General features: G+C 33.4%; 16 protein-coding genes, 1 tRNA gene and 1 riboswitch. Of the genes, 6 read left to right on the top strand and 11 right to left on the bottom strand.

The window, feature by feature from the left end; translation table 11 throughout:
• Positions 1–2 precede the first annotated feature (2 nt).
• The 5 genes from BZARG_RS07960 to BZARG_RS07980 form a co-directional block, all read right to left on the bottom strand.
• The gene (locus BZARG_RS07960; protein WP_008637177.1) at positions 3–1,094 is read right to left on the bottom strand and encodes an acyloxyacyl hydrolase; all 1,092 of its coding nucleotides are present in this window, start codon (positions 1,092–1,094) and stop codon (positions 3–5) included.
• A 44-nt stretch (positions 1,095–1,138) separates the two neighbouring features.
• A complete protein-coding gene (locus BZARG_RS07965) occupies positions 1,139–2,398 on the bottom strand; it encodes a pyridoxal phosphate-dependent aminotransferase (protein ID WP_008637054.1) in 1,260 nt (419 codons plus the stop codon).
• A gap of 151 nt (positions 2,399–2,549) precedes the next feature.
• Entirely contained in the window at positions 2,550–5,948 is a 3,399-nt protein-coding gene (gene thrA / locus BZARG_RS07970; protein WP_040288218.1) for a bifunctional aspartate kinase/homoserine dehydrogenase I, read from the bottom strand.
• Positions 5,949–6,401, bottom strand: a complete 453-nt coding sequence (locus BZARG_RS07975) for an OsmC family protein (protein ID WP_008637105.1) — start codon at positions 6,399–6,401, stop codon at positions 5,949–5,951. It lies immediately after the preceding gene.
• An 11-nt stretch (positions 6,402–6,412) separates the two neighbouring features.
• Complete coding sequence (locus BZARG_RS07980) at positions 6,413–7,720, bottom strand: O-acetylhomoserine aminocarboxypropyltransferase/cysteine synthase family protein (RefSeq protein WP_008637089.1); 1,308 nt, start codon at positions 7,718–7,720, stop codon at positions 6,413–6,415.
• Positions 7,721–8,005: 285 nt separating this feature from the next.
• A riboswitch (SAM riboswitch) is annotated at positions 8,006–8,130 on the bottom strand.
• A 347-nt stretch (positions 8,131–8,477) separates the two neighbouring features.
• Here BZARG_RS07980 and metK point away from each other — a divergent pair.
• Positions 8,478–9,767, top strand: a complete 1,290-nt coding sequence (metK, locus tag BZARG_RS07985; RefSeq protein ID WP_008637071.1) for a methionine adenosyltransferase — start codon at positions 8,478–8,480, stop codon at positions 9,765–9,767.
• Positions 9,768–10,110: 343 nt separating this feature from the next.
• Here metK and BZARG_RS07990 read toward each other — a convergent pair.
• Positions 10,111–10,192: transfer RNA gene (locus BZARG_RS07990), tRNA-Tyr, on the bottom strand.
• Between the two features lie 297 nt (positions 10,193–10,489).
• Positions 10,490–12,049 carry a M20/M25/M40 family metallo-hydrolase gene (locus BZARG_RS07995; RefSeq protein WP_008637173.1) on the bottom strand — a complete coding sequence of 520 codons (1,560 nt, stop codon included), beginning with the start codon at positions 12,047–12,049 and terminating at the stop codon, positions 10,490–10,492.
• Between the two features lie 657 nt (positions 12,050–12,706).
• Here BZARG_RS07995 and BZARG_RS08000 point away from each other — a divergent pair.
• On the top strand, positions 12,707–13,483 hold the full coding sequence (locus tag BZARG_RS08000) for a hypothetical protein (protein ID WP_008637150.1): 777 nt from the start codon (positions 12,707–12,709) through the stop codon (positions 13,481–13,483).
• Positions 13,484–13,488: 5 nt separating this feature from the next.
• The gene (locus BZARG_RS08005; RefSeq protein WP_008637103.1) at positions 13,489–14,106 is read left to right on the top strand and encodes a deoxynucleoside kinase; all 618 of its coding nucleotides are present in this window, start codon (positions 13,489–13,491) and stop codon (positions 14,104–14,106) included.
• A gap of 139 nt (positions 14,107–14,245) precedes the next feature.
• Here the strand turns inward: BZARG_RS08005 and BZARG_RS08010 are convergent, their stop codons facing one another.
• The 4 genes from BZARG_RS08010 to BZARG_RS08025 form a co-directional block, all read right to left on the bottom strand.
• Entirely contained in the window at positions 14,246–16,690 is a 2,445-nt protein-coding gene (locus tag BZARG_RS08010) for a sodium-translocating pyrophosphatase (protein ID WP_008637176.1), read from the bottom strand.
• Positions 16,691–16,813: 123 nt separating this feature from the next.
• Positions 16,814–17,341, bottom strand: a complete 528-nt coding sequence (locus BZARG_RS08015; protein WP_008637167.1) for an inorganic diphosphatase — start codon at positions 17,339–17,341, stop codon at positions 16,814–16,816.
• A gap of 164 nt (positions 17,342–17,505) precedes the next feature.
• A complete protein-coding gene (locus tag BZARG_RS08020) occupies positions 17,506–20,007 on the bottom strand; it encodes a DUF5686 and carboxypeptidase-like regulatory domain-containing protein (RefSeq protein WP_008637037.1) in 2,502 nt (833 codons plus the stop codon).
• 66 nt (positions 20,008–20,073) lie between these two features.
• Positions 20,074–21,051, bottom strand: coding sequence for a pyruvate dehydrogenase complex E1 component subunit beta (locus tag BZARG_RS08025; RefSeq protein ID WP_040288220.1), 978 nt, complete (start codon positions 21,049–21,051; stop codon positions 20,074–20,076).
• 338 nt (positions 21,052–21,389) lie between these two features.
• Here BZARG_RS08025 and BZARG_RS08030 point away from each other — a divergent pair, with 338 nt between their 5' ends.
• From BZARG_RS08030 to BZARG_RS08040, 3 genes are all read left to right on the top strand, one after another.
• Positions 21,390–21,632 carry a hypothetical protein gene (locus BZARG_RS08030; protein WP_008637131.1) on the top strand — a complete coding sequence of 81 codons (243 nt, stop codon included), beginning with the start codon at positions 21,390–21,392 and terminating at the stop codon, positions 21,630–21,632.
• 62 nt (positions 21,633–21,694) lie between these two features.
• Positions 21,695–22,402 carry a GLPGLI family protein gene (locus BZARG_RS08035; RefSeq protein WP_157998027.1) on the top strand — a complete coding sequence of 236 codons (708 nt, stop codon included), beginning with the start codon at positions 21,695–21,697 and terminating at the stop codon, positions 22,400–22,402.
• Positions 22,402–25,050: a carboxypeptidase-like regulatory domain-containing protein gene (locus BZARG_RS08040; protein ID WP_008637106.1), complete on the top strand. Its 2,649-nt coding sequence runs from the start codon at positions 22,402–22,404 to the stop codon at positions 25,048–25,050. Before BZARG_RS08035 ends, BZARG_RS08040 begins: the two co-directional genes overlap by 1 nt.
• Positions 25,051–25,092: the final 42 nt, after the last annotated feature.

Consider the following 25,092-nt stretch of genomic DNA (forward strand, 5'->3'; position numbering starts at 1 on the left):
AATTATAATCTGATACCAATACCAAACTCAACAGCTTCGGCTTTTGCACCATGTGATTTCAAAGTTAATGCACCAAATACTTTATTGCTAAAATAGCGCTTCATCCCAATACGAAGGTAGGTTCGTCCTTCAAAGTCGTATGGATAATACACGTAATATCCCACTTGGGTAACAACTGAAGTTTTATTAATAAAAAGCTCGTGTCCAACAAACATCCCAACACGCTTCCAATCTTCATTACCTGAAACATTTTCTTCTGGGAAAGAAACGCCTCTATAATAAATTAATTCTTCTAGAAATTTGGAAAAGAACACATCGGCACCTAACTGAATGGCACTCTTATGTCCTAGGCGTTTATCGGCATAAGCGGATACGATATAAAATGGAAATTGGCCACTTCCTACCACATCACTTTCATTAATTCCCGATCTAAATGCTAGATTAAATCTAATAGGTTCCGAGAATTTTTCTTTGGTAAGCGTATAGATATACTCCGATGCTACGTCATCCAAATTATAGGTAACACCAACATTAAAAGCAATGGTATTTACACTGGTGTTTGGAGCTTTTACATTGGCATTGGAGTAATGAAGCAGACTTAAACCTGCCATAATTCCAAAACGATCAAAAATACGTTCACGTTTGTAATTCAACATTAAATAGGTACCGCTTAAAAGTGACGTTCCAAAAGCATTATTTTTTGGATTTTCTACTTTATCATATGGATTTGTCGCATACCCCAAACCTTGGCCAATCCGCAACATTAAATTTCGCTTTAAAAAATAGAAATTGTAATGTGCGTAAAGCGAATAGTTCGTTCCCAATACATCATTTTTTAAATTCTGATATGCAAAGGATACGCCATAATCTGGATATCCATAACGTTGTTCCCAGTCTTTATTTCCAAATGTTTTTTTGTTCCAGCTCAAAATAAAACCTTCTGGATGGCCTTTAATAAGATGCAAAATATCATTATTATGAACAGCTATATTTCCCTTAAAATAATTTAGGTCAAAATAGGAATTCGTAGGTTTATCTTGAGCAAATAGTGCCGTAAAACCAAAGCAAAACAGAAACGTAAAAAGGTACTTCATTCTAAAATTTGTGGCGCAAATGTATGTAATTTCTTAAAAGGATGTTATTTTAATTTCTGAAGAGCATTTTCTAAAAGTCCAAAAATGGTTTCGATATCTTCTTTCTTGGATGTTCCAACCGATAATCTAAACCAGTTAGAATCAATTGATGTTCCGAAAGCATAGAAAGGCACAATGGCTAATTTGGCTTCATGAAGAATATAAGCCGTTACCTCTTGAATTGTTTCTAATTTCACTCCTTCTTTGGTTGTTTTTCCTACTAAATCAAACTGAACGGTTAAATACAGGGCTGCTTCTGGCTCGATAGCTCGAACTGGAAACCCTTTGGCTTGAAGTGCATTAAAGCCGCTATAAAAGGACACTAAACGTTCGTTTAACTCCTTTCTAATATGTGTTAAGTATGTCTGAACCTCATCCGACTGATTTAAAAAAGAAGCTGTTGCCATTTGTTCTGCTTTTGGCGCCCAAGCTCCAATATGACTCAACATGGCTTTCATTTTATTAATAATATGTGCTGGACCAAAAGCCCAACCAACACGCACACCAGTTGCTGCAAACGCTTTAGAAATTCCATCGACAAAAATGGTATAGTCACGCATTTCAGGTACTAATTCTACTGGATTATAATGAACGGTATCGCCATACGTTAATTGCCAATAGATCTGATCGTATAAAACATATAATGGTTTTACATTTAAAGACGCGCGACGTTTATTTTCTTCAACTACTAATAGAGAAATTTCCGTAAGCGCTTGTTTTGTAAACGTCGTTCCAGTAGGATTTAATGGCGAACATAACGCTATTAAATTCACATCTTGAATATGTGGCTTAATATCTGATGCCGTTGGCATAAAATTATTTTCAACCTTTGTTTCCACAACCACAGCTTTGTTTCGCGCTAAATAGGTATAAGAATCGTTATTCCACGAAGGAACTGGATATAAAATAGAGTCTTCAAGATCTAAAATAGTTTGATACACCGCATAAATTAAAGGTCGCGCTCCACCAGAAATCAATATTTCATCTTTAGAATAATTTAGTTTCAAGTTTTTTGTTAAATAATCTGAAACTGCTACACGTAACACTTCCATACCGTTAGACTGCGGATAATTGGTATGACTATCATTATAAGCTGAAATAATCTCAACTTTCAAAGCTTCCGGAATAGGGAAAACACTGGAATCAAAGTCACCGATAGTTTGGTTATAAACAACTTCACCTTGCTCCTTTAATACATTGGCTTCACCTGCTATTTTTATAATTTCAGAAATTTTTAAACCTTCTGCTAATTTTGATATTTTCATAAATATAACGTGTTTTGCCAAAAATAAGGTTTATAAGTCAAATTAATCCTAAAGAACCTTATTTTTTAAAGCACTTACGAAACCCTCATTTTATTGTTGTCTTTTTTCCTTCTAAATAGAATTAAAATCTGAACTCATTCTTTCGAAATTTTTAGTTACCGTTTTTTGTCAATCTTAAAATATCTCCAAAAACCCCTCTGGCAGTCACATTTTTTCCGGCGCCAGCACCTTGAATCACCAAAGGTCTTTCTCCATAAGACTCTGTGAATATTTCGAAAATAGCATCCGACCCTTTTAAAGAGCCTAAAGATGAATTTTTAGGCACAGAAACTAATTGCACGTCTAATTGCCCCTTACTTTGAAATAAATCACCCGACAAATCGCCAATATATCTCAATACGTGATCTGGTTTTTGTGCATCTTTCTTACTTTGAAAGGTATTGTTGAGCGCTTCAAGATTTTCTAGGAATTGAGATGTAGAATTATCTCTAAACGCTTCAGGAATTAAATTCTCTATATGAATGTCTTCAAATTCATTTTCTAAATCTAACTCACGTGCCAGAATTAATAATTTCCGAGCCACATCGTTGCCGCATAAATCTTCTCGAGGATCTGGCTCTGTAAAACCACTATCAATTGCTTCTTGTAAAATTTCTGAAAACGGTCTGTTTTCCGCAGAGAACGCATTAAATAAATAACTTAAAGATCCTGAAAAAACACCGCGTATACGTGTAATGTTTTCACCTGATTCATGTAATAATTTAATAGTATCTATTAACGGTAATCCAGCACCAACATTCGTTTCATATAAATATTCCTTTTTATTTTCAGCTAATTTTTCTCTTAAGGTTTTATAAAAATCATAAGAAACGGTATTGGCTATTTTATTTGAAGACACCAAATCGAAACCAGCTTCGACCAAAGGAATATAATTTTCAATAAAGTCGCCATTTGCCGTATTATCGACTGCAATAAGGTTTTCTAAATGATGTTTTTCAGCATATTCGATAACTGTTTCAACTTTGGTGCTTTTAACACCTTCCGTTTCTAAATCCTGTTTCCAACTTTCATCTATTCCAGACGCATTTAAAAGAACTTGTTTCGAGTTTGCAATGGCAAAAACACGTAGCTGAATGTTTCTACGTTTTAAAATAGACTCTGTATTTTCTAAAATCTGATCGATTAGCGTTCCTCCAACCAGGCCTTTTCCAAAGACAGCTATATTTATTTTTCTAGCGACTCCAAACACTTGACCGTGAATTACGTTTAACGCTTTATGCAACTGATTTTTCCTCACTACCAAACTCACATTTTTCCCTGAAATCGTGTTATTGAATAATAAAGGAACAATTTGGTTTTTTATAAGCGCATTATACGGCTGATGGAATTTACTTAAATCCAACCCAATAATAGAAATAACTGAAACATCATCTATAATTGAAATTTTATGCACGTCTTTGGTATAAAAGTCGTTTTCAAATTCCTGTTCTAATGCGGCAACAGCCTCTTTTGCGCGATTAGCCGCAACTATGAAACCAATACCACGCTCGGACGAGCCTTGCGCAATAATACTCACGCTAATATGATGAATACTCAACGTTTTAAATATTCTGGCATCCACGCCTGCTTTTCCTAAAAGACCACGACCTTCAAAATTTATAAGCGACACATTATCTAAAACTGAAAGCGATTTAATGCCTTCAACGTTTGCTTTAGAAGTGATTATTGTGCCTTTATCTTCAGGGTTAAACGTATTTAAAATTCGTAGATTGATATTTTTTTCAATAAGCGGAACAATGGTTTTCGCATGTAAAATAGTCGTTCCAAAATTGGCTAACTCATTTGCTTCCGCAAAAGACAGCTGATCTATTTTCTTGGCATCAGCCACTAAATCTGGATTTGCTGTATAAATACCATTCACATGCGTATAACTTTCCAGTTCTTCAGCATCTAAATAATTAGCCAATAGAGAAGCGGTATAATTACTACCGTTGCGACCTAATGTGGTGGTTTGATTTTTTAAATTTGATGCAATAAAGCCTGAAACAATATGTACGGTATTGCCATTATATTTATCAAAATGGGCTTTTACATTTTTCTCTGAAACTGCCAAAATAGGTTGTGCATCGCCAAAATTTGCATCGGTTTTTATTAATAAACGCGCATCTGTAGCATGTGCTTTTATACCGCGATCCGTTAATAATTGCGTGACTATTTTTGTTGCTAGTAATTCGCCTTGGGCTAAAACGGCATCTTTTATCTTTTCGCTATAATCTTCAAGTAAATTCACTCCTTCTAAAAGGGTATCTAATTTTGAAAACTCTTCAGTGAAGTCCACAGATTTTAGAGGCTCAATTTGATAGGCTTTAAAAGCTTCCAACTCATCTTTATAAGCTTGATTAGTCGCTGCTTTTTCAAGAATAGCTTCTAATTCGTTCGTCGCATTTCCTCTGGCAGAAACGACCACTGCAATATGTTGTTTTGCTTTTACTTTAGTTTCTATAATTGAGAGCACCCTCTTTAATCCGTTTCCGTTTGCTAAAGACTTCCCTCCAAATTTTAATATTTTCATATTCTTTTCTTTTGTATCAGGTTTAAAAATTCCTGAAATAATTTTTTCTAATTGTTCAAATTCTATCAAAAACGCATCGTGCCCGTGAATGGATTGGATTTCATTATAAGTCACATTTGGATGTATCAAGGCCAGTTGTTTTTGAGTTTCCCTATTTTCTTCAGCTGTAAAAAACAAATCTGAATCCACACCTATTATATGAATGTTGGCTTGAATGCGATCTAAAATATCCAAACTGTGTTCGCCTCCATTGGTAACATCAATTGTTTTCAGTAATTGATTCATTAATTTATAGGACGCCAACTGATAGCGTTCTTGTAATTTTTTACCGTGATGCAGCAACCAACTTTCCACATTAAAAATCTGTAAATCACTATTTTTAGTTCTTTGAAACCGTGCTTTAAAAGAAGCTGGTGTTCTATAACACATCATGGCATGCATTCGGGCATCGTGAACTGGATTGCAGGAGTTGACTAAAAACTGTTCTTGGATTTGACAGTTGGCAATCAGCCAATCCGTCGCTTTCCAATCGCTTGCCACCGGAATAAAATGTGTTGCCAAATCGGGTTTTATCGCTAACATTTCCCAAGCAATTCCACCACCTAAAGAGCCGCCAATTACAGCGAATAAACTCTCAATTTGAAGTTTTTGTAATCCTAATAGAAACAGCTTTGCCATATCTTTAGCAATAAAGCTTTTGTAGTCTTCGATTATAAAATCATCATAACCGTTTCCTGGAATATTAAAAGCTAAAACCGTATATAGTTTCGTATCGATAACCTTTTCTGTTCCAATGAGATCTTTCCACCAACCTTCCGCTCCCGACACATCGCTATTCCCCGTCAACGCATGGTTAACCAGTACAATTGGCGCAGTACCTAACGATTTCCCAAACAGTTGGTAAGACAATTTTAGAGAAATTGTCTTACCGCTTACTGTGGTGAAATATGAAATAGGAATGTATTTTAATTGCGACATTTATTGAATGACATATTGTTTTTCTACACTCACTTTTACAGGCGTTATATTGGTCAAGTTGTCTTTAACAGGACATCTTTCTTGAACAATTTTCAACCATTCTACCAATGTTTCGATTGAAGCATCTGTTTCTGGATTCAATTTTAATTCAATTCCCTTAAAACCTGCTCTTTCATCATTAGAAATACCAAATAACTTACTAGGATTGATATTCCCAGTAACTTCTATCTTTAACTTCTTAATTGAAAACCCCAATTCTTTAGCAACCAAATGGCCAACAACGTTTACACACCCAGCCAAACCTGCTAACAAATATTCTACGGGATTTGCATTTTCATCAGTTCCGCCTAAATCTTCGGGCTCATCGATAACCAACTTAAACTGTCTTGTTTTTGCAATAAATTTTGCTGCTGAAGAACTCTCTCCTAGTACACTAAATATTAAATCGCTCATAATTTTTTTATTTATAAGTTAGATTCATTTTGTAAAACAGCTTCATTAACTAATCTGAATGTTGCTTTTAAATCGGCTTTTAAATCATCTAGATTTTCAATTCCAACAGACAGTCTAATTAAATCTTGAGAAACACCAGCACTTGCTTGCGATGCCTCATCTAGTTGTTGATGTGTGGTACTTGCTGGATGAATAATCAGCGACTTTGTATCGCCAATATTAGCGAGTAAAGAAAATATTTTGGTGTTGTCGACTATTGTTTTAGCTGCTTCAAAACCACCCTCTACGCCGAAAGTCACCAAACCACTTTGTCCTTTTGGCAAGTATTTTTTGGCTAATTCGTAGTATTCATTGCTTTCTAATCCTGGATAATTTACCCACCTAACTTCAGGTTGTTCTTCCAACCATTTGGCTATTTCCAAGGCGTTTTCACTGTGCTTTTTAATGCGTATTTCCAACGTTTCTAAACCTTGAATAATATTAAACGCATTTGTTGGACTAATGGCGCCGCCATAATCACGCAACCCTTCTAAAATTAATTTAAAAGTGTAAGAAGCTGCGCCTAAAGCTTCATGATAAACCAAACCATGATACCCTGCTGAAGGTTTTGTAAATTCAGGAAACTTCCCACTAGACCAATCAAAAGTTCCGGCATCAATAATAGCACCACCTAAAGAAGTTCCTTGTCCGCCAATATATTTTGTTAAAGAGTGAATAACAATGTTTGCACCATGTTTAATAGGGTTTAATAAGGCTGGAGTTGCTACGGTATTATCAACAATAAAAGGAACTCTTGCTGCTTTTGAATGTGTAGCAATGGCCTCTAAATCCAATACATCTAACTTCGGGTTCCCTAAAGATTCCACAAAAAAAGCTCTCGTATTTTCCTGAACGGCGTCGGCAAAATTATCAGGATTTAAAGCATCCACAAATGTGGTTGTAATACCTAGTCTTGGCAAGGTGACATTCAACAAATTATAAGTTCCACCGTATAAACTGCTGGATGCTACAATATGATCGCCTGCTTTTAAAAGTGTTAACAGTCCTGTGGAAATTGCCGACATTCCTGAAGCAAAAACAACCGCTCCAATTCCGCCTTCAACAGCAGCTAATCGGTCTTGTAAAATTTGATTTGTTGGATTGTTTAATCTCGTGTAGATAAACCCTAATTCTTTCAAAGAAAAGAGGTTGGCCGCATGTTCTGAATTGTTGTAAACATAAGACGTTGTTTGGTAGATTGGTACAGCACGTGATCCGCCGTTTTTTGTCACATCGTGACCTGCATGCAACGCTTTTGTTGCGAAATTTTGAATACTCATTTTTCTAGTTTTTTGAGTTAAATAATGAGTGCTATTTGTAAAGCGATAATCATAGCGTAAAAAGTTTCTTTTTTACGTATGCTTTGAGATAAAAATAAACCGTAGCGATGCTATGCTTGATTTCTCTCTCTGCGCCTAATCAAAAAATAATTCTGTTTCCGCTTCGTGATTCCCACTCCACAAACAGCACGATTAAACCAAAAGTCAAATAGGCTTCGTTTGAAGCATACCAAATAGAAAAATGTTAAAAAGAAAATTTGAAATCACAGATGAGTAATTTCGTTTGAGTTATCTATCCAATATTTCGATTAATGAATCGAAAATTAAGTAGAATTTAGCACCTTCATAGTATAGAACTAAGGGTTGCTAAGGCTTCAGCGGGTCTATCCCTCCACCTTTCTTGATAACATTTTTGGAATTTTTTAAAAGCAAAATTTTGCATTTTAAAAATATTCCTTTACAGTAAGTCTTTGAACTTTGTGAGCACAAATATTGCAACACAAATTTGTAATAACCAAATTAAATGTGAAAAAAAGTATAAATAATTTTTGTTCCAGTTAATTTTCATACTTTTGTACAGTAATAATTAAGAGGAAAAATTTGTCTGATTGCAACCTCTTCAAACCACTATTTTTCTCTAAAAACGAGACTTCATTTGGTATGGAAATAAATGCTAAAGCAGTTTTTTGTACTACTCTAGCAGGCTTTTGCAATCATACAGTTTTTCACAATGTACAATACATAAATACGTGATACTATGCCATATTTATTTACTTCAGAAAGTGTTTCTGAAGGACATCCAGATAAAATTGCCGATCAAATAAGTGACGCATTAATTGATAATTTTTTAGCTTTTGATAGGGAATCAAAAGTCGCTTGTGAAACCCTTGTAACAACTGGTCAAGTTGTTTTAGCCGGTGAAGTGAAATCTAAAACCTATTTAGACGTTCAGAAAATTGCCCGTGATACCATTAACAAAATTGGCTACACGAAAGGCGCCTATATGTTCGATGGCAGTTCTTGTGGTGTATTTTCTGCTATTCATGAACAATCTGAAGATATTAATCGCGGTGTAGATCGTGAAAACAGAGAAGAACAAGGTGCTGGTGATCAAGGTATGATGTTTGGTTATGCTACTAACGAAACTGAAAACTATATGCCATTGGCATTAGATTTATCGCACAGATTATTATTAGAATTAGCAGAAATACGCCGAGAAAACAAAGACATTACCTATTTACGTCCCGACTCAAAAAGTCAGGTAACTATTGAGTATAGTGATGATAATGTACCACAACGTATTGAAGCGATTGTGGTTTCTACGCAGCATGATGAATTTGTTTTACCCAAATCACAATCCAAAGAAGATAAAAATGCAGCCGAGGAAGAAATGGTTGCGAAAATCAACAAGGATATTAAAGAAGTTTTAATTCCACGCGTGATTGCTAAATTACCAGAGCATATTCAAATATTATTTACAGATAATATTAAATATCATATTAATCCAACAGGCAAGTTTGTTATTGGTGGACCGCATGGTGATACTGGTTTAACAGGTCGTAAGATTATTGTAGATACTTACGGTGGAAAAGGCGCCCATGGTGGTGGTGCTTTTTCTGGAAAAGATCCAAGTAAAGTGGATAGAAGTGGTGCTTATGCCACACGCCATATTGCTAAAAACTTGGTTGCAGCAGGTGTTTGTAGCGAAATTTTGGTTCAAGTAAGTTATGCTATTGGTGTTGCAGAGCCAACCTCTATTTATGTTGATACCTATGGAACCTGCCCGTTTAATATGACGGATGGTGAAATAGCCATTAAAGTGAAAGAGATCTTTGAGATGAAACCATTTGCTATAGAAAAACGTTTAAACCTACGCCAACCAATGTATAGCGAAACAGCCGCTTATGGCCATATGGGACGTAAAAACGAAGTAGTAAGCAAAACGTTTGAACAATTTTACGGCAAACCAATTACTATGAATGTTGAACTGTTTACATGGGAAAAATTAGATTACGTGGATAAAGTGAAAGCAGCTTTTGGGTTGTAATTTCCAGTAATTTATAAAATATAAAAAGCTCTATAATTAATTTTATGGAGCTTTTTTGATATCCCAATTTTATCGAAAAAAACAGGATTAGATATCCCTTTCCACACTTCGTTAAAACGAAAAATCAAACTGCTTATTTTTGGTTTTAAGAGAAAGAAAATTTTAAAGAAAACTAATAGGATTAACTCCGTTGATCCTGCAGGACACTTCGTGAAAATGAAAAATCAAACTGCTATGCAGTTTATTTTTTTTGTTTTCATATTTTATGATTTTGAGTGGGACTCAATCATAAAATATGCAAACAAAAAAACCCACACTTGCGTGTGGATTTTTCGAGTTAAAGTGGGGAGAGCAGGATTCGAACCTGCGAAGACGTAGTCAGCAGATTTACAGTCTGCCCTCGTTGGCCGCTTGAGTATCTCCCCAAAATTGATTGCAAATATATTATAGTTTTTATCTTTTCTTGCCAAAAAACTTACTTATTTATTTTAAAAGATTAAAGAACACATAATGAGCCACTTAACATCTAACAATGAGTTCTCACTCCTATTCTTTCTATAAAAATCAATCTAAATGTGGAATTATTTAATCAATAAAAATAATTTTATGATTGTAGCCAAAACTGTATTCCGATTATAATTATGAAATGTTTTTAAATAGAAAAGCCTTACAATTTTAATTGTAAGGCTTTTACATCATAGCATTTTCAAACTACTTATATCTTACTTATCAATACCTCCTTTACGTTCTGGTGAACGGTGCTCAGGCCAAGTACTTTGCTTACCTGTTCTAGAATTAACTGGTAAAATAATTTTATCTGAAGATGCTCTTTCTGGATCTTCACAAGCCATATATACTAAAACAGCTGTTAAGATAGCGTTGCTTCTTACATCATCAAAAACAATTTTATCATAAGTATCTCTATTTGTATGCCATGTATAATTCCAATAAGACCAGTTTAATGAACTTAAATTAAATGATGGCACACCAGCTGCTACAAACGATGCATTATCCGATCCACCGCCACTTGGAGAACCTGGGAAATCTGTTTTAATGTGTTTAGACACATCATTAGGAACTGCATTTAACCAACGAGATAAATACTCATAAGCATGTAAAAACCCGGCACCTGAAAGATCTACAACTCGACCAGTTCCATTGTCTTGATTAAATACTGCTTGTGTGTTTTTAATAATTTCTGGATTATCTTCAACGAAAGCTCTAGAACCATTTAATCCTTGCTCTTCACTTCCCCAATGCCCAACAATAATACTACGTTTTGGATTTGGATATACTTTTTTAAGAATACGCATTGCTTCCATCATTACTAAAGTACCTGTTCCGTTATCGGTAGCACCTGTTCCACCATCCCAAGAATCGAAATGTGCAGACATGATAACATATTCATCCGGTTTTTCCGTTCCTTTTACTTTTGCAATCGTGTTGTAAGTTGGAGTGACACCTAAATCTTTAGATTCTGCAACAATTTTAAGTTGTGGTTTACTACCATATTCTACCAAACGGTAAAGCATTGTGTAATCTTCTAACTCAATATCAACTGTTGGAATATTTTTAGTTCTAGCGCTGAAAATTTTATTTGCTCCAAATCCTTTAGACCAGTAAGAAGACACAATTCCTGCTGCACCAGCTTTTTCTAAAGCGGCATCAATAGTACGTGACGTATATCCTGTATTTCTTATATTTTCGTAAAAATTTTTAGTAAGCTCATCGCGATTTTTCTTCATTTTATCAAATGATTCTTCAGTTGCGAATTCTTCCCAGTTATAATCTGGACGACCTGTAGGTTGGTATATAGAAGTCATTACTAATTTGCCTTTTATAGTTTTTAACCATGCTTCAAATTCCGCAGCATTTTTTACTGTTGGTAACGTAACAACTTCAGCAGTAATTCCTTTAGATTTTGTGCTTGGACTCCAAGCTAATTGCATTCCAGCTAACGATTGAACGCGAGGATGAACCATATCGATATGTGTAATACCACGTTCCCATGCACGCCATTCGCCCCATTGCTCATTTTTAGCCGAAATACCCCAATCAGCATATTGAGCAATAGCCCAATCATTGGCTTGTTTCATTTGCGGTGTTCCTACTAATCGCGGACCAATACCATCTAGCATTTCATGGGCTAAACGTTCTAATTGCGAATTCTCGGTTGCTTCCTTTACAATACTTTCTACAACGACATCGGTGTTTTGAGCATGTACAAATCCAACGGAAATCATAGCCAATATAGCTAATCCATGTCTAATAATGTTTTTCATAATTACAGGTTTATTAAATTAAATTTGACCTTACAAAATACACAATTTCATTAAGAGTATCTGTTAAAGTGCATACATTTAGGCGTTTTTTAACTTAAAAGTGACGTTATTAAAATAACATCGCTTTTTAAAACAACAAAAAAATAATTCACTGGAGATTGTAAATAATTTGCAGTGTTACAAATCGTGGTTGAATATAATATTCGCTTGTACTGCCCGATAATCCAGCAACATTTGTTTGACTTTGGGACTTTGTATTTAGTAAGTTAGTCGCTTTCATTTCAAATTCCCATTTGGCATCGAAATCTTTTCTGACTAATAAAGATGCCTCCTAAAAATGCAAACTATTAATTTTTAGCTCTTAACAAGTTGTATTCTTAAATTATTTTGAATTGGCACTAGGCATTACCGTGAAAATCTTGTTGCACATAATTATACGCTGAAGAGAATAATGCTAAACAGATTACTATAAAGAGCTTGCAGAAATGATTCATGTTAGAGGGTTTTTTATATGCTTTTGATACAAATAGCATGACTTAAGACCCGTTGGACTTTTTAAAAAAAAATTCAAAACTTCAAATGTTAAAACTTTAGCATTGAAGTTTATAAAAATATAAAACGCCCCATTTAGTTTGAATTTTGTACTTTTCAAACTTTATGAAAACACTTACATTTTTGATGATACTTTTATCTCTATCGGCTTTTGCGCAGGATAGCATTCCCACTTTTAAGAAAGCTAAACTCACGCTAAAAGTTGAAACTATTGTAGGTATTGATACTTTTGGCACCAGCTATTATGTAACAAATAATGTGCTTTATAAAAAAACAGAGGACAAAGTAATCAATTATAACAATTTGCAATTAGGTGAATTAACATCTGTCAATATTTATAATCCGCTAAAAATCATTCTTTTTTATAAAGACTTCAACACAGCCATAATTTTGGATAATCGTTTATCTGAAATTATAAGGATTGACTTTAACAGCCTGCAACCTTATAAAAATGTCAGCTATGCTTCATTAGGAAACGATTCGACTATTTGGATTTTCAATTTGGACAATCAGCAATTAGAATTATATGACTATAAAGCTAAAACTGTTCGCGCAACCACCATACCTGTCGTATCAAACACGTTATCTTTAACCAGTAACTATAATTATGTTTGGTTACTTACCGAGAAATTTATATATAAATACAGTTATTTTGGAAGCCTACTTTATAAAATCAAGAATGACGGCTTTACTAAACTCAAGGAACGCAATGATGACATTATTCTTCAGAAAGAAAATGGCTTGTATTTTTTAAATGATAAAACCCAAGAAATCGCCCCAATTGCATTACCAACTTTGTTAATAAATCAGTTTTTAGTAACGGGCGAAACGGTGTATATTTACGATTCGAAAATTCTACATGAATTCCAATTAAAAAACTAGAACGTATGCATGTTGCAGTAGCCGGAAATATAGGCGCAGGGAAAACTACCCTTACCAAATTATTAGCCAAACATTATAAATGGGAACCGCAACTGGAAGACGTGGTAGACAATCCATATTTAGATGATTTTTATAATCAGATGGAGCGTTGGAGCTTTAATTTACAGGTTTATTTTTTAAATAGTCGCTTCCGACAAATCAGCCAAATTAGAGCCAGCGGAAAGGATGTTATTCAAGACCGAACCATTTATGAAGATGCACATATTTTTGCCCCTAACTTGCATGCCATGGGCTTAATGGCGAATAGGGATTATGATAACTATCGCTCCTTATTCGATTTAATGGAGTCTTTTGTACAAGGTCCCGACTTATTAATCTACTTGCGCAGTTCTATTCCTAATTTAGTAAGTCAAATTCATAAAAGAGGGCGCGAATACGAAAACAGTATCAGTATTGATTATTTAAGTCGCTTAAACGAACGCTATGAAGCATGGATTCATGGGTATGACAAAGGCAAATTACTTATAATTGATGTTGACAATATGGATTTCGTTGCCAATCCAGAAGATTTAGGAACTATTATAAATAGAATTGAAGCTCAAATTCATGGACTTTTTGAATAACAGAAGTTATTAGAGCTCCTATAATTAAACGATTTGACCTCTTTCAAGCATTAAAACGTTTCGCTTTCAGAAACAAGTATAAAACCAAAAAACCACGCAAATTAGCGTGGTTTTCTTATACTATATCATTTTGTAACGTCTATCTGTCCGCAATCGGTCTTTCATCCGTTACATCCATCTTAAATTGCGAAGATTCTTTTTTCAATTTAGCAATTCTTGCATCAACTTCAGTTTTGGTTCCAGTAATTACGCTTTCTTTTATAGCATAATCTTCACCTTCTATATTAGTAATACTAATAACGGCTTTTGCTAACTCATTAGATTTAATAATAAAATCGATATATACTTCTTTAGCAGTAAGCTCATCTACTCTTTCTACTGAATTTTTTAAAGTTAAACCTTCCTCTTCCAAAGCATGTCCACCTAATATTGGTGCAATAACTAAACCTATTAAGCAGGTTAATTTAATTAAGATATTCATAGATGGTCCAGACGTGTCTTTAAACGGATCACCGACGGTATCACCAGTTACAGCAGCTTTATGCGCTTCCGACCCTTTAAAGGTCATTTCACCATCAATCATAATTCCAGCTTCAAAAGATTTTTTAGCGTTATCCCAAGCACCACCAGCATTGTTTTGGAAAATAGCCCAAAGCACGCCAGAAACCGTAACACCAGCCATATAACCACCTAACATTTCAGCAATAGCCATATTATCCATTCCAAAAATCATTGGAATAAAAGCAATTGCTAAAGGAAATCCAATAGTTAATAAACCTGGCAACATCATTTCTCTTAAAGATGCTTCTGTAGAAATAGCCACGCACTTATCATATTCAGGTTTTCCAGTGCCTTCCATAATCCCAGGAATTTCTCTAAACTGACGACGTACTTCTTGTACCATTTCCATGGCTGCTTTACCAACCGCGTTCATAGCAAGTGCAGAGAAGACTACTGGCACCATACCACCAACAAATAACATAGCCAAAACTGGTGCTTTAAAAATATTAATTCCATCAATTCCGGTAAATGTAACATAAGCCGCAAATAAAGCTAAAGACGTTAATGCTGCAGAAGCAATAGCAAATCCTTTTCCTGTTGCTGCCGTTGTATTTCCTACAGCATCTAAAATATCCGTACGTTCTCTTACAATAGGATCTTGTTCGCTCATTTCGGCAATTCCCCCTGCATTATCAGCAATAGGTCCGAAAGCATCAATAGCTAATTGCATGGCTGTTGTAGCCATCATAGCAGAAGCAGCTAAAGCAACACCATAAAAACCAGCAAAAGCATAAGACGCCCAAATAGCACCCGCAAATAATAACACCGATGGAAATGTAGAAATCATACCGGTTGCTAAACCTGCAATAATATTTGTTCCAGCTCCAGTTGAAGACTGCTGAACAATTTTTAAAATTGGCTTTTTACCTAATCCTGTGTAATACTCTGTAATGGATGAGATAACAGCACCAACAAATAAACCTACTAGCGTAGCATAAAACACACGCATAGATGATATTTCTAATAAACCTTCACCAAAGAAATTCATTATCATCGTTTCTGGCAACATCCAGGTTACTAAAGCGAAACAAGATATAGCCACTAGAGCAATAGAAATCCAGTTACCAACATTTAAAGCGCCCATAACTTGAGCTTCTTTTGCCTCGTTACTTTTAATTTTTACAAACATGGTTCCTATAATAGAAATAACAATTCCTACTCCAGCAATAGCCATTGGCAATAAAATTGGACCAATACCACCAAAAGCATCATCCAAACTACCACCCATATCCCTAATAACATAGTTACCTAAAACCATAGCGGCTAAAACCGTTGCCACATAAGATCCAAATAAATCGGCACCCATTCCAGCTACATCTCCAACGTTATCACCAACATTATCAGCAATTGTTGCTGGGTTTCTTGGATCATCTTCAGGAATTCCTGCTTCTACTTTACCTACTAAATCGGCTCCAACATCGGCGGCTTTGGTATAAATACCTCCACCAACACGGGCAAATAACGCAATAGACTCTGCTCCAAGAGAAAAACCTGCTAATGTTTCGAGAACAATAGTCATATCCATTGTGCTTGTCCAAACACCTCCCATAAACACCTCAAATAAAATAATAAAGAACAGGGTTAATCCAAGTACAGCTAATCCAGCCACGCCAAGTCCCATTACTGTTCCCCCGCCAAAAGATACTTTTAAGGCATTTGGCAAACTAGTTTTTGCAGCTTGTGTGGTTCTTACATTTGTTTTCGTAGCGATTTTCATACCTATATTTCCAGCAAAAGCAGAGAAAAAGGCTCCAAAAATAAAAGCAATTACAATTAGCCAGTGCGTTGTTGGAACTATAAATGAAACGCCTGCCAATGCAACACTTACTATCAAAACAAATATGGCGAGCAACCTGTACTCTGCATTTAAAAAAGCTAGAGCACCTTCATATATATGATTTGCAATTTCTTTCATCTTCCCATCTCCAGCATCTTGCTTCATAACCCAAGACTTCTTAACCACCATATATATTAATCCTAAAATTGCCGCTACAACTGGCATATAAATCATTATTGATCCCATATATTATTGATTTTTTGTTAAATAATTAGTTAATTAGTTGCGCTAAAGTAGTGAAATCTCTTAAAACTAAAAAACCCTTCTATTTAATAATAGAAGGGTTTTAATTTAATGTAAATCTTGGTACTAAATAGTAAAGTTACCATTAGTTTTATGCTCACTTGCTTCATAACGATCGATACATTTATCAAGGATTTCATATGCTTCTTTAGCATCTCCCCAACCACCAACGTCAACTTTTTTCATTTCTAAATCTTTATACACTTGGAAGAAGTGCTCGATTTCTTTAATACGATGCGGATTTAAATCTTTAAGATCTCTATAAGTATTCCAAATAGGATCGGATACTGGTACACAGATTAATTTTTCATCTGGGCCCTTTTCATCTGTCATATGGAAAACACCAATTGGCCTAACTTCCATAACACACATAGGAAATGTTGGTTCTGCACCTAATACTAAAACATCTAATGGGTCATGATCTAAAGCCAATGTTTCTGGAATAAATCCATAATCACCTGGATACATCATTGATGAAAACAACATACGGTCGAAACGTATTTTTTTTAATTCAAAATCGTATTCATACTTGTTTCTACTACCTTTTGGTATTTCGATTAACACATCGAAAGTTTCTTTTCCTTTTGGACTCATAATAAAATTTATAGTTTAGATTCACTTTAAATGAAGTGATATCATTGTTTATATCTGTATTACCGAAAAAAAAATCGGGGATGCAAAGATACATAAGTCTTTGGGCTTGGGCAACTAATTTTTTTAAGCAAAAAGTAGCCTCACTAATCACACAAAAGTGAATTTTAAAAATTAAACCCAAAACTTCCGGTTACGCCAAAATTTCGTGAATCGGGATTATCTAAATAGTTTCCACGGAAATTAAAATCGATTCTAAAGACTTTAAAAATATTACCAACTCCAACACTATATTCATAATAAATCTCATCGGTTGGCGCTATTAATGGAATATTAGAAGGTGCGCTTAACGCTATATTATTTGCAGATAAATCGCCCCAAACACCTCGAACACCCACAATTTCACGCCAATTTAATTTTCGTAAAAATGGAATTCTCGAAAATAATCGTCCATTAAAATTATGTTCTAAATGTAAAGACGCATACGTATCGGTTACAAACTCATAGTAATTTAATTGTGAAAAGGATTTGTAAATCGAGAAGTACGATTGGTTTCCAGGTACAATACTCAACAATCCTAGCGGCACAGTACCAAACGTTTTACCGACTTCAACAGTAGAATATAGACGTCCTAAACCACCTAATTGCCATGGTTGAACATAAGATAACTGAAGTTTTGTATAATTAAAATCGCTGTTAAAAAACATTTTATCACCCATAGTGTATTGCGCAAAAATGGATGCATAAGTATCATTCGCATTCTGACGTTCCACACCATAACCTATCATTTTCCGACCAGGGAAATACGAAACAGCTATCGTGCTTTCAAATTGCTGAATATCCGATGATACACCACCTGGCGCTTCTGGATTTAAATAATCCAAACTAAAGGTTGGTGAGGCGGAAGACAGTGTTCTATAATCACCGCCAATACGGAACAGCACGTTTTTAATGGGCTCAAATTCCACAGCCATGGCTGTTAATTTAATATTGGTCAACTTATCATTAGTTGCTGTACTAAAAACCGCGTTAGATGCCAAGCTGCGCCCTAGAACATCGGTAGATGTAGTTAAACTAGCGCCTATTTGTTCAACATCGCGTCTATGTCCTGCCGAGACAATTAATCGATTACTCCTATTAATTAAGTACTTAGCTGAAAAACCATACTTTACTTTATCATCTTTAAACCCATAAGCCATAAACCCTTGCAAACGCCATAAATCATTGGGTCCAAAATAAGTACGTGCTCCCCCGCGTATTCGCAAGCCTTCGACATCATTATAACCTACAGTTGAAAAAATAGGTCCATAATCCATTTTTAAGTCCTGGAATTCAATATATCCAGATCCTAAAATACTACCAATATTATATAAACGTTTAAATTTTTTAACGGTTTTTAAGGTATCTAACATTTTGTAAATGCCTTTCTCGTCATTGTTTAAAGCTTCCAATCGGTTTTGATCCCAAAATTCGTCTTCACGATTATAGGCATCTAAATTATAATCGAAAACCTCATCCTTATAAAACTTATCCTCTTTTACTTTATTGAATTCATAATTATCATAAAGTGTGGTTCGTTTACCATAGACACCGCGAGACTTTTCCTTCTTATTAAAAGTGAAATCGGACATAAAATAGTCGCGTTTAATAAGAAAAACGGAATCATTTAAAACATCAAATTCCTGTTCAATATAAATTTCTTTCACCCAGTTTATATTCGCGCTTTTGGAGGCTTGCATATTAATTTCCTTAATAGCGAATGTGGAATCATTCACCCAAAAATCACCTTTAAAAGTCAATTCGTTTTTACGTCTTGGGTAATAAATAATATTGTAGCACCATTTATTATCTATAAATGCGCTATCCGATAGTACGTAATTATACGTATTTACACCCGTTTTAGAAATGGGGCTCACAAAACTCTTGTCGAAAAATTTTAGATAATTATCGTAAACATCATACTCAGAGTACAAGTCTTTAATAAAGGCTATAATACTTTGGTTATTACTAAAACCCGAGTTTTTATTACCCTTCAATTCTATCTTTTCCTTATTTAGAATATTGTCTCCATACACTTTGGCAGCTTCTTCGTTTAAAAAAATAGGCAAATACGTTTTTCCAGTAACTCGTGACGTATCGACTTGCTCAAAAACAAACTCCATTCCTTTAAATAGATTACTTTTTACAAGTGAACTATCTATAGTATTTAAATCGAATTCTACTTTTTCATATCGATCGTAAGCATATTGCTTAAACTGGCGTAGACCGTTTTTACGTTTACGTTCCCAAATTTTCTGAAGAATGGCTATTGCAGGGTTTTCTTCGGCTTTCTTCGATTGTTTTCCAGTAACAATAAATATTTCATTTAATGCCGCTGTTTCTTCTTCAATAGTAAAATTTAAATCATAATTAACTTTTTTATCCAGAGGATATTCAACGCTTTTATAACCAACAAAAGACACTATTAGTGTTGGCCAAGTTGTTTTTGACTCCAAGTAGAAGCGACCATTTTCATCGGTTATTGTACCTTCAAAAGAACCTTTGAAAATAATATTGGCGTATGCAACAGGTTCTTTATTTTCATCGAAAACGTAACCGCTTACCTTTGTTTGGGCACAAACAAAAATAGTTGCAAAAAAGAAGAATATAAGTAGTAGTTTAAATTTCATAAGGTCAAAAAAAAACTTCATTAACAATGTAGCCAATGAAGTTTAATAAACGTAAAATTTACGTAATTATTTATACAGCACTTTTTTCACAGCCTTAATAACTTCTGTATAATCAGGCAACCATTCTTTAAAAAGAACTGGTGAATAAGGTGCAGGTGTATCTGCTGTGTTTATTTTTATTATTGGCGCATCTAAATAATCGAATGCTTCAGATTGTACTAAATAGGTGATTTCTGTAGCGACATTTCCAAAAGGCCAAGCTTCTTCTAATATGATTAGTCGATTGGTTTTTTTAACGGATTTTACAATAGCATCGCGATCCATTGGTCTAACAGTACGTAAATCGATAATTTCACAAGAAATACCCTCTTTTGCCAATTCTTCAGCCGCTTTATAAGCTTCTTTTATAATTTTCCCAAAAGAAACGATTGTTACATCTGTTCCTTCTCGTTTAATTTCGGCAACGCCTAAAGGAATCGTGTATTCGCCCTCTGGCACTTCACCTTTATCGCCATACATTTGCTCACTTTCCATAAAAATAACAGGATCGTTATCACGGATAGCAGATTTTAATAGACCTTTAGCATCATACGGGTTAGATGGCACGACAACTTTTAAACCTGGTGTGTTGGCAAACCAATTCTCAAAAGCTTGCGAATGGGTTGCACCTAACTGACCAGCAGAAGCTGTTGGGCCACGGAAAACAATTGGACAAGGGAATTGCCCACCAGACATTTGTCTGATTTTTGCTGCATTATTTATAATCTGATCAATTCCTACTAATGAGAAGTTAAACGTCATGTATTCCACAATTGGTCTATTTCCTGTCATAGTAGATCCAATAGCTATTCCGGCAAAACCAAGTTCGGAAATCGGTGTATCAATAACACGTTTTGCTCCGAATTCATCAAGCATGCCTTTAGATGCCTTATATGCACCATTGTATTCAGCAACTTCTTCACCCATTAAATAAACGCTTTCGTCACGACGCATTTCTTCGCTCATGGCTTCGCATATAGCTTCTCTAAATTGTATTGTCTTCATTTCCTTATCTTAATTACGAATCCACAAAAATACTATAATTAGTAATAAAAGAGAATTATTTGACGGGCTAAAATTTTTTTAATAAACAATACCTGTTTACTTTTAATCTGTGCAACTTAAACTTTCTATTTCAGCTTTAGTTATTTCAACATGCCACGCATCTTTCTCTCCTTTTGCTGCGCTAAGCCCCGCGCAAGAAACTTACTATAAAATCGCTAAAAAGCCTTCAAATTTATTCAAAGGTAAATTATTTGACTATTTATTTTATCAGAATCCCCTTGCATATGTCATTTCCTTTTTTTTTATTTAGCCAGCACTAACGTATAAATCAATATATTATGAAAAAATTCATTTTAAATGTTATTGCCATTGTTTGTTTTACTTTTATGAGTTTTGCAAACACAAACGACATTATTAAGCCCTTAAATTTAGAGCCTAATGTTGCAGAAACCGTAAATAAAACTGTCGATGAGGACAAATTATTATGGTGTGTAGCCTATTATAGTGAAACCGTTTATAGCTTTATGGATAAAACCTATCACACAATTGTTTACGTTGCGTGTACTGAAGTTTCTTTATAAAGTATAATCAAAACTACTTCAGCCTATTAATTATGTTGAAGTGGTTTTTTAATTTAAAAAAAATGAATAAATTTTTAGTAATATTATTTATATCAACAATCACTTATTCTCAAACTGTAAAAGGTATCATTACGGTTAATCCAAAACATGCGATTGGTGATAATACAGAATTATCTGAAATGGCTAAAAAGCCTATGTATCACAGTTATATTTATTCTAATAAAATATCGAAACAAGAACTTATCTCCAAAGAAGAAACAATAATCGATACTATACTTGTTCAATACGAAGATCATAAAGAATTAACTCAAGAAACTACCAAAGCCTTAATAAAATCGAATAAAATAATATATTTTAAAAATTTTGAAACTAACATATATAGACTTGAAAACTCAAGAAAAAATCGCTATTTGGTAACTGAAAACACAAGCATAAAAGATGAAATCCCTAATTATGAATGGGTTTTAGCCACAGATACACTAACAGTAGCAGGATATGCATGTAAAAAAGCAACAACAGAGAGAGTTTTATTTGGCAGGAAGCAACATATTACAGCTTGGTATTCTGATGATATTCCAATTAACGATGGACCAATGGCTTTTAATGGTTTACCTGGTTTAATTTTACAGATTGAAATAGATGAAAATAATATTATCAAGTTTGAAAAATTAAAATTCTTAAAAGAGGATACTGAAATTATTGAACCTAAAAACGAAGTCCCTTTCTTGAGTATTAATCAATATCAATTAAAAGCAATGAACAGAAATTAATGATTGATACATCACTAAATAGCAACTTAATAAAAAAGCAGTTTTTCTGCTTTTTTTTATTTCTACCAAGTTTTGTTTTTTGTCAAAACAATTTAGAAGGATATATAAAAGATACTAATAATACAATTATTACTGGTGCAAATATTATACTGATAAAAAACAATAATATTGAAATTATCACATACACTATTAGCAATAATAAAGGCTATTTTAAGCTAATGGCTAAAACAGGTGTTTATATTCTTAAAATTAGTTATTTAGGTTATAAAACTGTCTCAATAAGTGTTGAAATAAAAGAATCAGATTTACAACTTAACGTCCTTACTTTAACAGAAAACAACACAGAATTAGAGGAGGTAATAATTAAAGCGGAAAATAATGGCATTGTTCAAAAAGGTGATGTTACGCAATATAAAATTGATAAGTTTTTAAATGGAACGGAAGAAAACCTAAAGGATATAATAACAAAGCTGCCGGGTTTAGGTATTAATGAAGATGGAAAAATTACGGCTAACGGAAAAGTAATTGACAGACTGCTTATAGATGGCGAAAATTTATACAAAACGCAACACCAGTTAGCAACAGAAAATATAAATTCTGAAATGGTACAAGATGCAGAACTAATACGCAATTACAAGGATTTTGAGTCTATAAGTCAAAATGACAAAACGGGTATTACAGCATTAAACATTAATATTAAGGACGAATTTAAAAATAAATTTACGGGTAATATAGAGACTCATTTAGGCATTAGTAATAAATACAAAATTAAAGCCGCTCTGTTTAATTTCAATAAAAAAATAAAATTCTCATTAATACCAAGCGCTAATAATTTAGGGGAATCTACTATGAGTGTTCAGGATTACTATGCTTTAACAGACACTGATGCTAGAAATAATTCTAGAGGAGAAAGCAAAGTTACTTTCTCTAAACTCAATGATTTACCAAGGTTTTTAAATGAAAATAATAAAGTGAAATCACTACGAAATAATTTTATTACAGTAAGTAGCATTGCAAATATTTCTAAAAAAACTAAAATAGATTTTTATGGTATTTTCAACAACAGCAAACAACATGAATTCAATGAAAGAGAAGTAAATTATAGTTCAAATCAATTTCAAATTAATGAAAACAACGCTATTAAAGAAACAAATTATTTTGGTGTTTTTCAATTGAAGTCTATTTTTAAACCGAATAAGGATGCCGTAATTACCTTTAACAATCATTTAAACATAGATAACTCGAGCAAAGAAAAAGAGATTTCAAGCGCATCAAATAATATAAGAGAACACAGTAAACCTAAAAAAACGCGTTTCAATTCAGAAATAATTTATAACAAAAATATTAATTCAAATATATTTAGTACTAGTCTATCATTTAATTATTTACAGAATAATAATGAACATGTTATTCGTTCTAATAATGCGTTTTTAAATATTGATTTTAATACTAATGATTATGTTGCTAATCAATCTGTAAACAAAGTGCTTCGTGAAACTAATTATAACGTTAACTACACCCTATACCTTAATAAGGTTTCTATTAACGTATATAACACCACGAATTTTTCAAATAATAATTTCACATCTAACACAAACAATCTTCAAGATTATTTCAATGATTTATCATTAAATAGTTTTTTAGCAAAAAACGGTGTTGATTTAACTATTAAATTGACAAAGAAAACAAATTATACCGTTGGTACAAACTACAATTACATAATCAAAAATTTAAATAATTTTTCTAATAAAAAAAATTATTTAGGTTATAACACGTCACTAAAAACTGTTTTTAGTAGTAATAATATTGCACAGCTTTCTTATAACTATTCTAGCGCTATAGCAACAATTGATTATTTAACAAATGGATTTCTAATTAAAGATTATAGAAATTTAATTAGAAATGAAAATGTATTCTCAAGTGATTTATTACCCTATCACCAAATCGGTGCAAGTCATTTTATTTTCAAGCCGAAAACAAAATTTTCATATATTTTCAATGCTTCATATAACATAAAAGAAAAATCCATTGGAGACAATATTATAAATCAAGAAAATGTATCCATTTCAAGGAACAAAATAATCCATCAAGATAATTTCTTCAACTCATTTATTTTTATTGATAAAAAATTTAAAAAAATACCTTACTCTTTTTCTGGAAGCATATCTTACAACAATAATAGTAAAGAATATTTTCAAGATAATATTGCATATAATTTTAGAAGTGAAAACATATCGAGTATTATCAAAGTTGCAAGTCAATTCAAAAAATCGATTATTCATTTCAATATTGGCTATAAATATTCTAAAGACAATTTTAAAGATCAAACAAATAAATCCTTTCTGATAGTATCACAACCCTATTTAAATTTGAATGGTAAAATTAAAAAGAATCTTTTTTGGTATATCAATTCTAACTACACGGTCTATAAAAACCAGAGTACTGAAAGAAACATCTTTAATATTAGTCCAAGATTAAGATTTACAAAAGAAAAATCTAAATGGGAATTTTATTTAACAGGAAACAATATTCTTAACTTAAATAACAAATCAATTATTGAAAATAATAGCTCTCCAAGTTTTATTGAAGAAAAAACCACTTCTATTCTTGATGGTTATATTCTTTTAGGCTCTAAACTAAAATTTTAAACACTTGGAATCGAATATTTACTATGCATGCATAGCAAATAT

This window comes from Bizionia argentinensis JUB59, assembly GCF_000224335.1.
Lineage (GTDB): Bacteria > Bacteroidota > Bacteroidia > Flavobacteriales > Flavobacteriaceae > Algorimicrobium > Algorimicrobium argentinense.

Bases quoted from the DNA above. Each gene is read 5' to 3' on its own strand.
- metK (WP_008637071.1), top strand. From the start codon at position 8,478: ATGCCATATTTATTTACTTCAGAAAGTGTTTCTGAAGGACATCCAGAT.
- thrA (WP_040288218.1), bottom strand. From the start codon at position 5,948: ATGTCGCAATTAAAATACATTCCTATTTCATATTTCACCACAGTAAGC.
- BZARG_RS08005 (WP_008637103.1), top strand. From the start codon at position 13,489: ATGCATGTTGCAGTAGCCGGAAATATAGGCGCAGGGAAAACTACCCTT.
- BZARG_RS08010 (WP_008637176.1), bottom strand. From the start codon at position 16,690: ATGGGATCAATAATGATTTATATGCCAGTTGTAGCGGCAATTTTAGGA.
- BZARG_RS07980 (WP_008637089.1), bottom strand. From the start codon at position 7,720: ATGAGTATTCAAAATTTCGCAACAAAAGCGTTGCATGCAGGTCACGAT.
- BZARG_RS08020 (WP_008637037.1), bottom strand. From the start codon at position 20,007: ATGAAATTTAAACTACTACTTATATTCTTCTTTTTTGCAACTATTTTT.
- BZARG_RS07965 (WP_008637054.1), bottom strand. From the start codon at position 2,398: ATGAAAATATCAAAATTAGCAGAAGGTTTAAAAATTTCTGAAATTATA.
- BZARG_RS07960 (WP_008637177.1), bottom strand. From the start codon at position 1,094: ATGAAGTACCTTTTTACGTTTCTGTTTTGCTTTGGTTTTACGGCACTA.
- BZARG_RS07975 (WP_008637105.1), bottom strand. From the start codon at position 6,401: ATGAGCGATTTAATATTTAGTGTACTAGGAGAGAGTTCTTCAGCAGCA.
- BZARG_RS07995 (WP_008637173.1), bottom strand. From the start codon at position 12,049: ATGAAAAACATTATTAGACATGGATTAGCTATATTGGCTATGATTTCC.
- BZARG_RS08000 (WP_008637150.1), top strand. From the start codon at position 12,707: ATGAAAACACTTACATTTTTGATGATACTTTTATCTCTATCGGCTTTT.
- BZARG_RS08025 (WP_040288220.1), bottom strand. From the start codon at position 21,051: ATGAAGACAATACAATTTAGAGAAGCTATATGCGAAGCCATGAGCGAA.
- BZARG_RS08040 (WP_008637106.1), top strand. From the start codon at position 22,402: ATGATTGATACATCACTAAATAGCAACTTAATAAAAAAGCAGTTTTTC.
- BZARG_RS08035 (WP_157998027.1), top strand. From the start codon at position 21,695: ATGAATAAATTTTTAGTAATATTATTTATATCAACAATCACTTATTCT.
- BZARG_RS08030 (WP_008637131.1), top strand. From the start codon at position 21,390: ATGAAAAAATTCATTTTAAATGTTATTGCCATTGTTTGTTTTACTTTT.
- BZARG_RS08015 (WP_008637167.1), bottom strand. From the start codon at position 17,341: ATGAGTCCAAAAGGAAAAGAAACTTTCGATGTGTTAATCGAAATACCA.